At 74.1% G+C, this 14078-nt stretch carries 11 protein-coding genes; 10 read left to right on the forward strand and 1 reads right to left on the reverse strand.

All coding sequences use genetic code 11. The features are described 5' to 3' along the window. The 3 genes from O7617_RS17505 (at window position 1) to O7617_RS17515 (ending at window position 3679) form a co-directional block, all read left to right on the forward strand. The gene (locus O7617_RS17505) at window positions 1-1608 is read left to right on the forward strand and encodes a trypsin-like peptidase domain-containing protein (protein WP_282256854.1); all 1608 of its coding nucleotides are present in this window, start codon (window positions 1-3) and stop codon (window positions 1606-1608) included. Between the two features lie 189 nt (window positions 1609-1797). Next, window positions 1798-2466 carry a BON domain-containing protein gene (locus tag O7617_RS17510; protein WP_282256855.1) on the forward strand — a complete coding sequence of 223 codons (669 nt, stop codon included), beginning with the start codon at window positions 1798-1800 and terminating at the stop codon, window positions 2464-2466. Between the two features lie 157 nt (window positions 2467-2623). Next, window positions 2624-3679 (forward strand): glycosyltransferase family 4 protein, encoded by a 1056-nt coding sequence (locus O7617_RS17515; protein WP_282264770.1) that lies wholly within the window; start codon window positions 2624-2626, stop codon window positions 3677-3679. A 22-nt stretch (window positions 3680-3701) separates the two neighbouring features. Here O7617_RS17515 and O7617_RS17520 read toward each other — a convergent pair whose 3' ends face one another. Further along, on the reverse strand, window positions 3702-5123 hold the full coding sequence (locus tag O7617_RS17520; RefSeq protein WP_282256856.1) for a serine/threonine-protein kinase: 1422 nt from the start codon (window positions 5121-5123) through the stop codon (window positions 3702-3704). Between the two features lie 165 nt (window positions 5124-5288). On the opposite strand from O7617_RS17520, the gene O7617_RS17525 reads away from it, so the two are divergent. From O7617_RS17525 to O7617_RS17555, 7 genes are all read left to right on the forward strand, one after another. After that, window positions 5289-6122 carry a patatin-like phospholipase family protein gene (locus O7617_RS17525; RefSeq protein ID WP_282256857.1) on the forward strand — a complete coding sequence of 278 codons (834 nt, stop codon included), beginning with the start codon at window positions 5289-5291 and terminating at the stop codon, window positions 6120-6122. After that, complete coding sequence (locus tag O7617_RS17530; protein ID WP_282256858.1) at window positions 6122-7126, forward strand: 1-acyl-sn-glycerol-3-phosphate acyltransferase; 1005 nt, start codon at window positions 6122-6124, stop codon at window positions 7124-7126. The genes O7617_RS17525 and O7617_RS17530 overlap by 1 nt, the downstream gene beginning before the upstream one ends. 108 nt (window positions 7127-7234) lie before the next feature. Continuing rightward, window positions 7235-7555: a divalent-cation tolerance protein CutA gene (gene cutA / locus O7617_RS17535; protein WP_282256859.1), complete on the forward strand. Its 321-nt coding sequence runs from the start codon at window positions 7235-7237 to the stop codon at window positions 7553-7555. Between the two features lie 48 nt (window positions 7556-7603). Then, window positions 7604-11212 (forward strand): hypothetical protein, encoded by a 3609-nt coding sequence (locus O7617_RS17540; protein ID WP_282256860.1) that lies wholly within the window; start codon window positions 7604-7606, stop codon window positions 11210-11212. A gap of 136 nt (window positions 11213-11348) precedes the next feature. Further along, complete coding sequence (locus O7617_RS17545) at window positions 11349-12401, forward strand: acyl-CoA desaturase (RefSeq protein WP_282256861.1); 1053 nt, start codon at window positions 11349-11351, stop codon at window positions 12399-12401. A gap of 104 nt (window positions 12402-12505) precedes the next feature. After that, a complete protein-coding gene (locus O7617_RS17550) occupies window positions 12506-12799 on the forward strand; it encodes a 4a-hydroxytetrahydrobiopterin dehydratase (RefSeq protein ID WP_282256862.1) in 294 nt (97 codons plus the stop codon). Further along, a complete protein-coding gene (locus O7617_RS17555) occupies window positions 12796-13950 on the forward strand; it encodes an FHA domain-containing protein (protein ID WP_282256863.1) in 1155 nt (384 codons plus the stop codon). The genes O7617_RS17550 and O7617_RS17555 overlap by 4 nt, the downstream gene beginning before the upstream one ends. The last annotated feature ends 128 nt before the right edge of the window (window positions 13951-14078 follow it).

Here is a 14078-nt window from a genome sequence, read left to right on the forward strand (position 1 = left end):
ATGACCGAGTTCGAGTCCGACCCGCAGCGCCGGCCGGCCCCCATCGACGCCGAGCCGTCGCACCCCACCGCCGAGCTGCCGCGCGACGAGCGCGCGCAGTCCGACTCCCCGACCACCCCCATCGAGGTCGTCTCCACCACCGGCGACGGCACGCCGACCAGCGCCGTGACCCCGGCCGCGTCACCCGCGCCCGCCGGTGCCTCCGCGCCCGCCAACCCGCCGACCGGGTACGAGCCGCCGACCGGCTACCAGCCCTCGGCCGCCACCCCGTCCGCGCCGCCGTACCCGACCTCCGGCTACCCGGCGCACGGCCAGTCCGGCTATCCGCAGCAGACCGCCGGTCAGTACCCGGGTGTTCCCTGGTACCAGGGCCAGCAGTCCGGCTGGGCCGGCGGGGGCCAGCCGGGCATGGCGTACCCGGGTCAGCACCAGCAGCACGCCCAGCACCCGGGGCAGCACCCTCAGCACCCGGGCCAGCACGCCCAGCACCCGGGTCAGCCCGTTCCGCCGTGGGGCCCGCAGGTCGCGCCGCCCGGCAGCGGCCCTCGGCCGGGTCGGATCGCCAAGTTCGCCGGGGCCGGTGTCGCGGTGTTCGCCCTGATGCTCGGGTCGGGCGTCGCCGGCGGCGCGCTCGCCCTGGCCCTCGACGGCGGCGGCGGCGGCGTGACCCGCACCTACTCCGCGGCCCCGGTGATCAACGGCGCGGACCTGCCGAAGATCGCCGCGTCCGTGCAGGACAGCGTCGTCTCGATCACCACCGACAGTGGTGAGGGCTCCGGTGTGGTGCTCAGCGCCGACGGGTACGTGCTGACCAACAACCACGTGGTCGCCTCCGCCGCCGGTGGCAACGTGCTGGTGATCTTCGCCGATGGCAAGAAGGCCGAGGCGAAGGTCATCGGCACCGACCCGAAGACCGACCTGGCCGTGGTCAAGGCCAGCGGCGTGAGCGACCTCAAGGCGGCCAAGTTCGGTGACAGCGACGCCATGCAGGTCGGTGACCAGGTGTTGGCGCTGGGCAGCCCGCTCGGCCTGCAGGGCTCGGTGACCTCGGGCATCCTCAGCGCCCGCGACCGCACCATCCGCGCCGGTGAGGGTCAGCCGCAGGACCCGACCCAGCAGCAGAGTCAGACCGTCAGCTCGATCTCCGGCCTGCTCCAGACCGACGCGCCGATCAACCCGGGCAACTCCGGTGGCGCGCTGGTCAACACCCGGGGTGAGGTGATCGGCGTCAACACCGCCATCGCGACCTCGGGCCAGAGCACCGGCAACATCGGTGTCGGCTTCGCCATCCCCAGCAACAAGGCCAAGGACGTCGCGGGCAAGCTCCAGCGCGGCGAGAAGGTCAGCCACCCCTCGCTCGGGGTCGGCGTCAACCAGGCCGAGGGCGGCGGTGCGCTCGTCGCGTCGGTGACCCCGGGCAGCCCGGCCGAGAAGGCCGGCCTCCAGCGTGGCGACGTCGTCACCCGCTTCGGTGACAAGCCGGTCAACGACTCCGACGACCTGGTCGGCGCGGTGCAGGCCGGCAAGGTCGGCGACCGGGTCGAGGTGCAGTTCAAGCGCAACGGTGAAGAGAAGACCGTGACCGTGACGCTCGCCGAGACGCCGTGACACCCACACGAATCTGAACCTGTCTCCTCCCTCCGGCGGCGGGTGGCGGGGCCGAGGGGGTCGGCTCCGTCACCCGCCGCTCTTTCCCGCCCGGACGGCGGTTCACCCGGATCGGGTGAACCGCCGTCACCCGGTTGTCCGGCACGTTCGGGAGGCGAGTCTCGGCGACCGGAACCGGGGGTGGGTGCCATGACCGACGTGCTGGATGTCCGCGACGACCAGCGGATTCAACGTGACGTCCTGGCGCAACTCGCCTGGGACGCCCAGCTGCAACCGAACGAGATCGGCGTGAGCGTCGACGAGGGTGTGGTGACCCTGACCGGCTTCGTGGACGGTGCCGCCCGCAGTTGGGCGGCGACCCGCTGCGCGCAGCGGGTTCGCGGTGTCCGGGCGGTGGCCGACGAGATCGAGGTGCGGTTGCCCGGTACGCCGGGGCGTACCGACGCCGACGTCGCCATCGCCGCCTCCCGAGCCCTGGAGTGGGACAGCTTCGTGCCCGCCGAACGGCTGGACGTGACGGTCGCCAACGGCTGGCTCATGCTCCGCGGTGAGGTCGAGTTCGGGTGGCAACGGCGTGCCGCCGAGGGGGAGGTGCGCCGGCTCGACGGCGTACGGGGGATCACCAACCTGATCGAGGTGCGACCGTCGGCGCCTCCGGCGGAGCCGCTGCGCCGGGACGTGCAGCGGGCGCTGGCCCGGACCATCGGGGCCGAGCGGGTGACCGTCGAGGTGGACGGCGACACGCTCGTCCTGGCCGGGGTGGTCCGGTCCTGGTGGGAACGCGACCAGGTCCAGCGGGTCGCCTGGTCCGCGCCGGGCGTACGGGTGGTGCACGACCAACTCCTGGTGGGCGGGTGAGCGTCCGGCTTGTCCGGTTTACCGGGGGCGTCCCGGGGTACTCGCCGCCGACCGTTCCGACCGCCGGTGGCGCCGCACCGGGGACCAACGGGGAGGACTCGTGGCCCTGAACCACCCGCCCGCGGACCGGCCGACAGGGCGGTCGTTGCGCATCGCGATGGTGGTCCCGCCATGGTTGTCAGTGCCGCCCCCCGGCTACGGGGGTCTGGAACAGGTCGTCGCCGCCCTGGTGGACGCGCTCAGCGTGCAGGGACACGCGGTCACGCTGTTCGGCGCCGGTAGCGACCACGGCACGGCAGCCGACGGCTTCGTCTCCACCGTCCCCGAGGTCCAGTACGAGCGGCTCGGCGAGTCACTGCCGGAGCTGGCCCACCTGGCCCGGGTGAAGCGCCTGGTCACGGCGGCCGACTTCGACGTGATCCACGACCACACCACGATCGGCCCGCTGGTCGCCGGCCGCCGGGCCGTACCGACCGTCGCGACCGTGCACGGCAACCCGGTGGGCGAGTACGGCGACGTGCTCGGCGACGTCGACTCGGGCGTCGCCCTGGTGGCGATCTCGCACGCCCAACGCCGGTTGAACACCGACCTGCCCTGGGCCGGCACCGTGCACAACGCACTGGACATACGTGGCTTCCCGCGCAAGACCGAGCCCGGCCGGGGGCCGGTGCTGTGGCTGGCCCGCTTCAGCCCGGACAAGGGCCCGGAGGTCGCCATCCGGGCGTGCCGGGAGGCCGGGTTGCCCCTGCTGCTGGCCGGCAAGTGCAACGAGCCGGCCGAGCGCCGCTACTACGAGCAGGTCGTCGCACCGCTGGTCGACGAGAACGTGACAGTGGTCCTCAACGCCGACCGCGCGGAGACGCTGCGGATGCTCGTCGACGCGCGGTGTCTGGTCATGCCGATCCAGTGGGACGAGCCGTTCGGCATGGTGATGCTGGAAGCGATGGCGACCGGCACGCCGGTGGTCGCGCTCAACCGGGGTGCGGTGCCGGAGCTGGTGCGGCCGGGACTGACCGGGCTGGTGTGTGAACGGGCGGAGGAGCTACCCGCCGCGGTGCTCGCGGCCGAGCAGCTCGACCCGCAGGACTGCGTGGCGCACGTCGCGGAGAACTTCTCGGTCGCGCGGATGGCGGAGGACTACGTCGAGGTCTACCGACGCTTCGCCGCCGGGCGGTACGACGTCCACGAATCGGCTCGGGTGTCGGCCCGCTGACCTGTTCCGGCGTCGCCCCGCGTCAGACCTGGGCGGCCCCCAGGTCGGCGATGGCGGCGTCGAGCTGAGAGGCGTACCCCGAGCTGATGCCACCCTCGCCGAGGCGCACCGCGACCTTCTCCCGCAGCCGGGCCACCGGTGGTGCCAGCTCGTCGCGGCCGGAGCTGACCGCGGCGGTCAGGTTGCGCAGCTCGTTGCGCAGGTCCAGACCCACGTCGTCACGGATCTCCCCGGCGCCCACGCCGGCGGTGATCAGCCCTTCGACCCGGCTGGCGGCCTCGACCAGGCTGCCCGGACGCGACGGGGGCACACCGGTGCTCGGCGTCGTCGGCGAGGGCGTGGTCGGCTCGGACGACGCCGGGACGGGCGGGTCGCTCGGCGGGGTCGTCGTCGGGCCCACCGACGGCTGCGTGCGGGGCGTCGACCGCTGCTCGGGCAGCAGGGCCACGCCGGCCAGTGCCAGACCGACGGCCAGGATGAGCAGCAGCGCCAGCCGTCGTCGGGACCGACCCGGGTCGGCCGTCGCCTCCCCGGACGCCGGTGCGACCCCGATCGGCGGCGGGGGCAGGGGTCGGGTGGGGACCCGGATGGTCGCGGCCGGGGGATCGGGCGGCAGCAGATGCCCGCGCAGCACGGTGGCGACCTGCCGGGCGGTCGGCCGTTCGGCCGGGTCCCGGGCCAGGCTGCGCAGGCAGATCCGGGCCACCGGCGGGGGCAGCCCCGGCACCGCGGCGAGCGTCGGCGGCGGGCCGTCGGTCAGTGCGGCGCTGAGTTGCTCCCAGGTGTCGGCCGGGTACGGAACCCGGCCGGTGAGCGCCTCGTAGAGCAGCACGCCGAGTGAGTACACGTCGGTGGACGGCTGGGCCGGCGCGCCGTCGAGGCGTTCCGGTGCGACGTACGCCGGGGTGCCGAAGGTCTCGCCGTCCTCGTCCTCGTCCGGTGCCCCGATCCGGGTGGCGATGCCGAAGTCGAGCACCTTGACGCCCGTCCCGGTCATCATCACGTTGGCCGGCGTGATGTCGCGGTGCACGATGCCGAGCCGGTGCGCGGCGGCCAGGGCCTCCGCGACCTGCGCGCCCACCTGCACGGCCTCGGCCCACGGCAACGGCCCCTCGGTGAGGCGCAGCTCCAACTCCTCGCCGTCGAGCAGTTCCATCACCACGAACGAGGTGATCGAGCCGTCCGGATCGACCGTCTCGCCGTAGTCGTGCACCGAGGTCAGGTGCGGGTGCACCAACTGGGCGGCGGCCCGGGCCTCGTCGCGCACCATTCCCCGGAATCGTGCGTCGGCGGCCAGCGAAGGAGCGAGGACCTTGAGCGCGACCAGCCGGTCCAGCACCTCGTCCCGGGCACGCCAGATAACCGACATGCCGCCGGCGCCGATCTGGTCGAGAAGTCGGTATCTGCGAGCCAGCAACCGGCCCGGATGCAGTGCTGCCTTCACGGATCGCACCTGCCTCAGGGGTGGGAGCGGTATCAGGTTGCGCGAATGTGTCCTGGCTGTCAACGCCGTCGCGCCCGCCGGTCGCCGGGCGGTGCCTGGGCTGCGCCGACCGCCCGGCGACGGCGGCCGGCTGGTCGGCTGCGCGTCCGTGCCAGGATGAGGGGCATGGCGGGGGGACCGGTGGCATTCGTGCTCGGCGGCGGGGGCGTGCTCGGCGCGGTCGAGGTGGGCATGTTGCGCGCGTTGTTCCGTGCCGGCATCAAACCCGACATGGTGCTCGGCACCTCGATCGGCGCGGTGAACGGCGCGCTGGTCGCCGCCGACCCGTCGGAGGCGGTGACCGACCGGCTGGTCCGGCTCTGGGCCTCGCCGGAGGCGAGCGAGGTGTACGGGGACTCGGTCGCTCGGCAGTTGCGTCGCTTCGCCGCCCGTACCCACCTGCACTCGCCTCGCCCGCTGCGCCGGCTGCTGGAGACCGAGTTGGGCGTGGACACCACCTTCGCCGACCTGAAGGTGCCGTTCCGGTGCTGCGCCGCGCACATCGAACGGGCGGCCGAGCACTGGTTCGACAGCGGCCCGGTGGTGCCGGCGGTGCTGGCGTCGGCCTCGGTGCCCGGCCTGCTCCCACCCATGGAGATCGACGGCGCGCACTACGTGGACGGGGGCATCGTCAACTCCATCCCGATCGGCGAGGCGGTGGCGGTCGGCGCGCGCCGGATCTACGTCCTCCAGGTGGGCCGGATCGAACGGGAGTTGACCCCGCCCCGACGGCCGTGGGAGATCGCGCAGGTCGCGTTCGAGATCTCCCGCCGGCACCGGTTCTTCCGCGAGTTGGCGGCGCTACCAGAGGGGGTGGAGGTGCACGTCCTGCCGACCGGCGGGCTGAACCCCCGCGACGACACGCCCTGGGCGTACCGGGACATGGCGGCCGTGGGGCGGCGGATCAGCCGGGCGTACACCGCCTCCCGGCGCTACCTCGCCACCCACCAGGAGCGATGATGCCGCTGCCTCCCAGGTGGCTGCGCCGGTTGCTGTTCGCCCCCGCCGTGGTGGCACTGGCGTTCGTCGTGGTCACCACCCTGCCGATCTGGGCGTTGCTCGCCGCGGCCGCGTCTCCGCTGGTACCGGGTCGGTTACGGCCGCTGCGGCTGCTCTGGATCGGCTGCGTCTACCTGGTCTGGGACGCCGCCGCGCTGATCGCGCTCTTCCTGCTCTGGGTCGTCTCCGGCTTCGGCTGGCGGACCCGGTCCCCGGCGTTCCAACGCGCGCACTACGTGCTGGCCGGCTGGTTCCTGCGGGTGCTGTTCTGGCAGGCACACTGGACCCTGCGGTTGCGCATCGACGTGGTGGGCACCGACCCGGACACCGCGCTGCCCGGCCGCCCCGAGGTGGTGCTCTGCCGGCACGCCGGGCCGGGCGACTCGTTCATCCTGATCCACGGGTTGGTCAACTGGTTCAAGCGGGAGCCACGGATCGTCCTGAAGGACAGCCTCCAGTGGGACCCCGCGATCGATGTGCTGCTCAACAGGCTGCCCAACCGGTTCATCGCGCCGACGCCGGAGCGCGGCGAGGAAACGGTACGCCAGATCGGGCACCTGGCTGCGGGCCTGGACGACAACGACGCGTTCGTGATCTTCCCGGAGGGCGGCAACTTCACCCCCAAGCGACGGCTGCGTGCCATCGCCCGGCTGCGTTCCCTCGGGCTGGAACGGATGGCACTGCGCGCCGAGCGGATGCGTCACGTGCTCGCCCCGCAGCCCGGCGGGATGCTGGCCGCGCTGGACGCAGCCCCGGACGCCGGGGTCATCTTCGTCGCCCACACCGGGTTGGACCGGATGCTCACCGTGGCCGACGTCTGGCGGGAACTGCCGATGGACAAGCGGATCGTGATGCGGTTCTGGTCCGTGCCGCCGGAGGACATCCCGGCCGGGCGGCAGCAACGCATCGACTGGCTCTTCGACTGGTGGGCGCAGATCGACACCTGGGTCGCCGCCAACCGTTAGGCCCGCTGTCCCGAGCGACAGGCGCTTTCGGTGAGTGTGGTGACGCGGAGCGTAGCGGTCGCGGACGAAAGGCGGGCTCGGTGGCGTCGTGCCGCGTAGGGTGCGGTCGTGGACCAGATCTGCGTCGTGACGACTGTGGTGGATGCGCGTTCGGTCGCGGACGTGCTGGCGGCTGCGGCCGTCGCCGGCAGGCTAGCCGCCTGCGCCCAGGTGGGTGGTCAGGTGGACAGCACCTACTGGTGGAGGTCCGGAGTGGAGACCAGCACCGAGTGGTCGGTGCAGTTCAAGACCGCTCCGGACCGGCTCACCGCGTTGGTGGACCAGATCCGGGTCAGCCACCCGTACGAGGTGCCGGAGATCCTGGTGTCCACTGTGCAGAGCGGAGACCCGGCGTACGCCACCTGGGTGCACGAGCACACCCGGCTCTGAGTACGCGCACTCTGGGCCGCCGCCGGGTGGGTTCTCGATGATGGCCGGGTGGAAGACACCCGTTATCCCTGCCCCGCGTGCGGTGCGCCGGCCGATCTGAGCGCCGGTTGCACACGTTGCCTGCGTGCGCCCGACCCGGCCGCCGCCGAGGTGATCCGGCTGGGCCGGGAGATCGCCCGGTTGGAGCCCGAGGTGGATCAGGCTCGCCGCGCGTACACCGAACTGGCCGGTCGCCTGTCGGCCCTGTCGCGACGGCGCGCCGAGGTGGCGGCGGTCGTCCGGGCGGGGTTGGCGGCCTCCGCCGTGGCAGGTCCGGTGCCGGCTCGCGGCCCGGCACCGGTTGCCCCGGCGGGTTCGACGCCGGGTGCGGCCGAGACGTCGACCCGGACGGTCCAGGGGGTGCTGTTCGTCCTGGGTGGACTCCTGCTGGGCACCGCGGCCATCGTGTTCACCGCCGTGGCCTGGGCGGCGGTGGGGGTGGCCGGGCGAGCGTTGATCCTGGCGGCGTTCACCGCTCTGGCTCTCGCCGTTCCGTTGCCGGCGGTTCGCCGGGGGTTGCGCGGCACGGCGGAGACCTTCGCCGCGGTGGGGTTGCTGCTGGTGGTGCTGGACGGATACGCGGCCTGGTCGGTGAACCTGGCCGGGGTGGCCGGTTGGCCGGGTAGCCGGTACGCCGCGCTGGTCGGGGGGGCCAGCGCGGCGGTCGCCGCAGCGTACGGCCGGTGGAGCGGTCTGACCGGGCCGTGGTTCGCCGCGCTGGTCGCCGCGCAGCCGGTGCTGCCGCTGCTCGCCGTCGGAGTCGAACCCGGCCCGGCCGGTTGGACGCTGGTCCTGCTCGGGGTGGCGCTGGGGAACCTGGTGGTGCTGGTCGGGCTGCGCGGCCGGGACGGGGCGGTGCCAGTCGTCGGCCGGGTGCTGGCGGGGATTGGACACGCCAGCGCGCTCGTCGCCGCCGCTGCATCCGCGCTGGTGCCGCTGGCCGTCGGACGGGCGGGCGGTTCGCCGCTGCTGGCCGGGGTGCCGCTACTGCTGGTCGCGTTGACCGGTCTCGGTACGGCCTGGCTGGTCGGCGGGCGGGCGCTGCGGGGGGTGGCCGGCGGGTTGCTGGTGCCGGTGCTCGCCCTCGCCCTGCTGCGCCCGGTGGCCGAGCTGCGGCCGTCGATGCTGCTGCTCGCGGCGGCGACGGTGGCGCTGGGGCTGGCCGTCGCGGTGCGGAGCCTCCCGGTCGGTACCGAAGGGGAGGCAGCCGGGGGTTGGCGGACCGGCCCCCGCGCCGGGGCGTTGCTGGTCTCGGCGGGTACGGCGCAGGTGGCCGTGCTGGCCACCGCCGTGTTGGCGGTCGCCGCCGTGGGCCGTTCGTTGCCGCCGTGGGGCGGGGCCGGGACGGGACCGGATCTGAGCTGGGGCTGGCAGTTGGCGCCCGCCGTGGCGTCGGCTGTCGCCGCGACGGCGCTGCTGCTGCCCCGGAAGGCGCAAACGGTGCTCGCCACGGCCGGCGCGGTGGCGGTGCTGCTCGCCCTGCCCGCCGGTTGGGCGGTCTCCTGGCCGACGGTGGTGGCCGTCGACCTGGTCGGAGGGGTTGCGCTGCTGATCGCCGTGCTGATCCGTCCGGCGACCCGTCCGGCCGTCCTGCTCACCTGCGCGCTGGGCGGTGCCGTCCTGCTCGGGCACGGGCTGCTGGTCGCCCTGGCCGGGCCGACCGGTGCGCTGGTGGCACTCGGCGCCATCGTCGTGGTCGGGCTGGCGCTCGTCGTCCGGCGGGGCACCGGGGCGTACCGGCGGGTGGCCGGCGTGGGTCTGCTGGTCGCGCAGCTCGCGCTGCCCGGGATCGCGGTGGTGGCGCTGTTCGCCGGTGGCACGCCGCCGTGGTGGCAGGCACGGATCGCGCTGGTGGCCGCCGGGCTCGCGCTGGTCGCGGTGCTCGCGGTGCGTCGTCACCGGGTGGAGCTGACCGGGTACGCGGTGACCGGCGCGGTGGTCGCCGTGACCGTGCCCGGCCTCGCGCCGCTGGTCGTGGCGGGCGACGAGCCGGTCGCGCTGTACGCCGCGCTGGCGGCGTTGGGCGTGGCGCTCGTCGTCCTCTTCGCCCGACCGGAGGGGGTCGCCGACCAGCCGGTCCGGATCAGCGAGCCGGCGGTCGAGGAGGCGCCGGTCGGGGCGTCGCCGGTCGGGGGGCTGCCGGTCGGGGGGCTGGCGGCTGGGGCGTCGCCGGTCGGGGGGCTGCCGGTCGGGGGGCCGGTGGACGGGGGGTCGTCGGCGGTCGGGGGGCCGCCGGCGACCGCCCGGTCGGGCCCGGCGCTGGTGGTGGGTGGTGCGCTCGCGGTCGTCGCTGTCCTGGCGGCCCTGCCGAGGGTGTTCACCGCGCTCGTACGGCCGTACGGCTCCTGGGAAGGGGTCTGGTCCGGGGTGCCCACCGTCGTCGCCGATCCGGCGGCGTTGCCCGTCGGGTTGGCGATGGCCGTGCTGGCGGTGGCCGCCGTGCTCACCGTCCGGGGGATCCGCGGGTCGGCGCTGCCCGCGCTGCCGTTCGCCACCGCAGCGCTGCCCGCGCTGCCGTTCGCCGCTGCGGCGCTGCCGGTGCTGCTCGTTTCGGTCGGCGTGCCGTGGCCGGTGCTGCCGACTGCGGTCCTGCTCACCGGGTTGGCCGCGTTGCTGCTCGCCGCGCTGGCCGTGCCCCGGCCGATGCTCGCACCGGTCGCCGTACCCCTGGGTGTGGTCCTGACCGCGTCCGGGATGGTGGGGCTGCTGGCCACCCGGCCGCTGTCGCTCGCCGCCGAGGGAGCGCTGCTGGTCGCGGCTGTCGTCGTCGCCGCCGGGGGACGCACTGTCGAGGTGCGTGTCACCGGTTGCCTCGCGGCGGTGGGTGCGGCGTCGGCGCTGGCGGTGACGGCTCCGCTGGTCGCCGGGCTGACGGTACGGGCGGCCGCGTACCCCCTGTTGGCGGTGGCCGTGCTGGTGCTGGCCGTCGCCGCCGCAGTGACGCCGACGCGGGCGCTGGTGGGTCGGGTGCTGGACGCTGCCGCGCAGGCGGTGGCGCTGATGGCGGCGGTCCTCGCCGTCGAGGTGGCGCGACACCTCGCCACGATCTGCGTGCTCTGGGGTGTCGCCGTCGCGGTGCGGCTGTTGCGCCGGGGTGAGCCGGCCGGCCGACGGTGGGCGTTCGCCGGTGTCGCCGCCGGCAGCGAGCTGCTCGGTGCGTGGGTGCTGTTGGCCGCCGGCGGGGTGACGGTGCTGGAGGCGTACACCCTGCCGGCTGCGGGCCTCGCCCTCGGCGCGGGCCTGCTGGCGCTGCGGACCCGGCCCGGACTGACCAGCTGGCCGGCCCTCGGCCCGGGCCTGGTCGCGGCGCTAGCGCCGAGCCTCGTGTCGGTGTTGATCGGCCCGGACCCGCAGCCGTGGCGGCGACTGCTCCTCGGTGCGGCGGCGCTCGGCGCGGTGCTGGCCGGAGCGACCCGTCGCTGGCAGGCGCCGGTGCTGCTCGGCGGCGGGGTGTTGACGTTGTCGGCGCTGCACGAGGTCGCCCGAGGTTGGGATCTGCTGCCCCGGTGGATCTATCTGGGGGTCGGCGGGCTCGCCCTGGTCGGGCTGGCCGCCACCTACGAGCGGCGGCGACGCGACCTGGCGCGGCTGCGCGCCGCGGTGGGCCGGCTGGGCTGAGCCGAACCCGTAGGGGTAGGGCCTGCCCTACCTCCCATTCGGGGGCTGTCGGGGTTACTCAGCGCTACCTCGGTCGGAAGACTTGCCAGTGAGCCCGAGCCACCCTGGAGCGGGCGCAAGCTGATCGGGGGCACGAATGGCGCTCGGAGCGGTGGCGGAACCGCCGGTACGGCGACGAGGCAGTGACTACGCACAGTTGTCGCGACGGATCAGTCAGGCCGGTCTGCTGGAGCGCCGCCCCGGCTGGTACCTGGCTCGCATCGTGCTGACCCTCGGCGCGTTCGTGGCCGGTTGGGTGGCCGTGTTCCTGCTCGGCGACTCCTGGTGGCAGCTGCCGCTCGCGGCGCTGATGGCGGTGGCCACCACCCAGGTCGCGTTCCTCGGTCACGACGCCGGGCACCGGCAGATGTTCCGTCGGCGCGGGCCCAGCGAGCTGGTGGGGTTGTTCGCCGGCAACCTTGCGGTGGGGCTCAGCTACGGCTGGTGGGTCGACAAGCACAACCGCCACCACGCCAACCCCAACCACGAGGACGAGGACCCGGACGTCGGCGCGGGCGCCCTGGTGTGGACGCCCGAGCAGGCACTGGCGACCCGTGGTTTCGGCAGGTGGTTGGCGAAGCGGCAGGCGTACCTCTTCTTCCCGATGCTCCTGCTGGAGGGTCTCAACCTGCACGTGTCGAGCATCCGGGCGATCGTCGGGCGGGAGCCGGACGGTCGGTACCGCACCCCGATGCGACACCGGGCGGTCGAGGCGGCGCTGCTCGTCGCGCACACAGTCGGCTACGTGGCACTGCTCTCGGCGGTCATGTCGCCGGTCAAGGCGCTGCTGTTCGCCGTCGTGCACCAGGCGCTGTGGGGCCTCTACATGGGCTGCTCGTTCGCGCCGAACCACAAGGGCATGCCCATGCCGAGCGCCGAGGACGAGCTGGACTTCCTGCGTAAGCAGGTGCTGACCTCGCGCAACGTGCGGGGCGGCCGGTTCGTGGACACCGCGCTGGGCGGGCTCAATTACCAGATCGAGCACCACCTCTTCCCGAACATGCCCCGCGCCAACCTGCGCCGGGCTCAGCCGATCGTCCGCGCCTACTGCGTCGAGCAGGGCATCCCGTACGCGGAGACCGGGCTGATCGAGTCGTACCGGCAGGCGCTCGGCCACCTGCACGAGGTGGGTCGGCCGCTGCGCGGCTGAGCGGCCGAGCGGTGTGACCGCAGCGCGACCGAGCGGTGTGACCGCAGCGCGGCCGAGCGGTGGCGTGTCCGTCCTGCCGGACACGCCACCGGTAGGGTCTGGTCATGGCAGACCTGCTCACCGCGGACGCGGTGCGAGAAGAGCTGAGCGGGTTGACCGACTGGTCGGGTGACCCGACCGGGATCGGTCGTACGGTCCAGCTCGGCAGTTTCCCGGACGTCATCGCCGTGGTGAACCGGGTCGCGACGGTGGCCGAACAGATCGACCACCATCCCGACATCGACATCCGATGGCGGACCCTGACCTTCCGCTGCGTCACGTACTCGGACGGTGGGGTCACCCACCGCGACATCGCGCTGGCCCGGCGGATCGACGAGATCATCCGGAGTGCGGCATGAGATTCGAGATCAGCAAGGTGCTGGACGCCATCGAGGGGCGCGTCTGCACCGACCCGTCGCTGGCCCGGGCCGTGGTCGACCTGGCCGAGGTGATCCGTTACCAGGACATCGACGGTGGTCGGCCGGCGAGCCTGCTGCGGCTCGGCATGGTCATCGACGCGCTGTCCCGCGAGTTGGAGGAGGACAGCGTCCAGGTCTACGCGGTGGTGCACCGGGCCCTGCTCTCCGACGCCGACCTCACCTCGAACGAGCGGATGGTCGTCCGCCGCTGGGCCGACGACGGGCTCGTGGAGGTGCTCGACAACCCGGGCGACCGGATGCTGGAGGTGGCCGACCTGCTCGGGCTGCCGGTGCTCAGCCGGGTTCGCTTCGACGGGCTGCGCGGTCGGTTCCCGTGGCTGGTCGAGCAGCCGGGTCGGGTCGTCGCCCCGGTACCGGGCGCCGGCGGCCCGGTCTTCATCGCGCACGTCGGCGGCGGCCACGCACCAGTCGCCGGCAAGCGCTCGCCGGCCGGGGTGAAGCTGCTGACCCGCCAGTGGCGCTGCCCGGAGTCGGGTTGCGCGCTGTTCGGCGGCGGTGGTGGAGGTGGCGCGTTCGCCGACCTGGCCGGGGGTGCGGATCGCAGCCCCGCGGCGCAGCCGCCGCCCGCGCTGCGCAACGGCGTTCCGACCTGCCCCCGGCACGGCGTCCGACTCGGCGACGGGGGGCCGCGTCCGCGTACGGAGGTGCTCGCGGTCCGCATCGGTGGCCTGGTCCGGCGGCGGTTCGTGCTCAGCGAGGAGCAGCCGTTGGTGGCCGGCCGGGCCCCCGAGCAGGACGGCGGGATCATGCTCGGGCAGTGGCTCAACGACGAGGCCCGGCGGTGGATCAGCCGTGGTCACGTCCGCTTCGAGTTGCGGGTCGGCGAGGTCATCGTGACCGACGTCAGCACCAACGGCTCCGGCATCCGTCCGGCCGGTTCGATGGCCGAGTCGGACCGCATCCCCCTGGCGCCGCAGCAGTCCCGGGTGCTCGGCGAGAACGACATGGTCGAGCTGTACCCGGGGGTGCAGATCGGCCGGGCGGAGGAGTTGCCCGCCGGTGCCCCGTTCACGCCCACCTCGGTGATGGCCGAGGCCCCGACGATGGCGATGCGCCTACCCCGCCCCTGACCCGCCCGCGCCCCGCCCCGCCCGCTGCGCCCCGCCCCGCCCGCTGCGCACCGCCGCGGGGCAGGCGCGGCGCGGGACGCGGCAAGATCCGCACAAGAACAGGGAAAGTGCTGCCTCGACGTCCTCTG

It is taken from the genome of Micromonospora sp. WMMD1155 (genome assembly GCF_029581275.1).
GTDB lineage: Bacteria > Actinomycetota > Actinomycetes > Mycobacteriales > Micromonosporaceae > Micromonospora.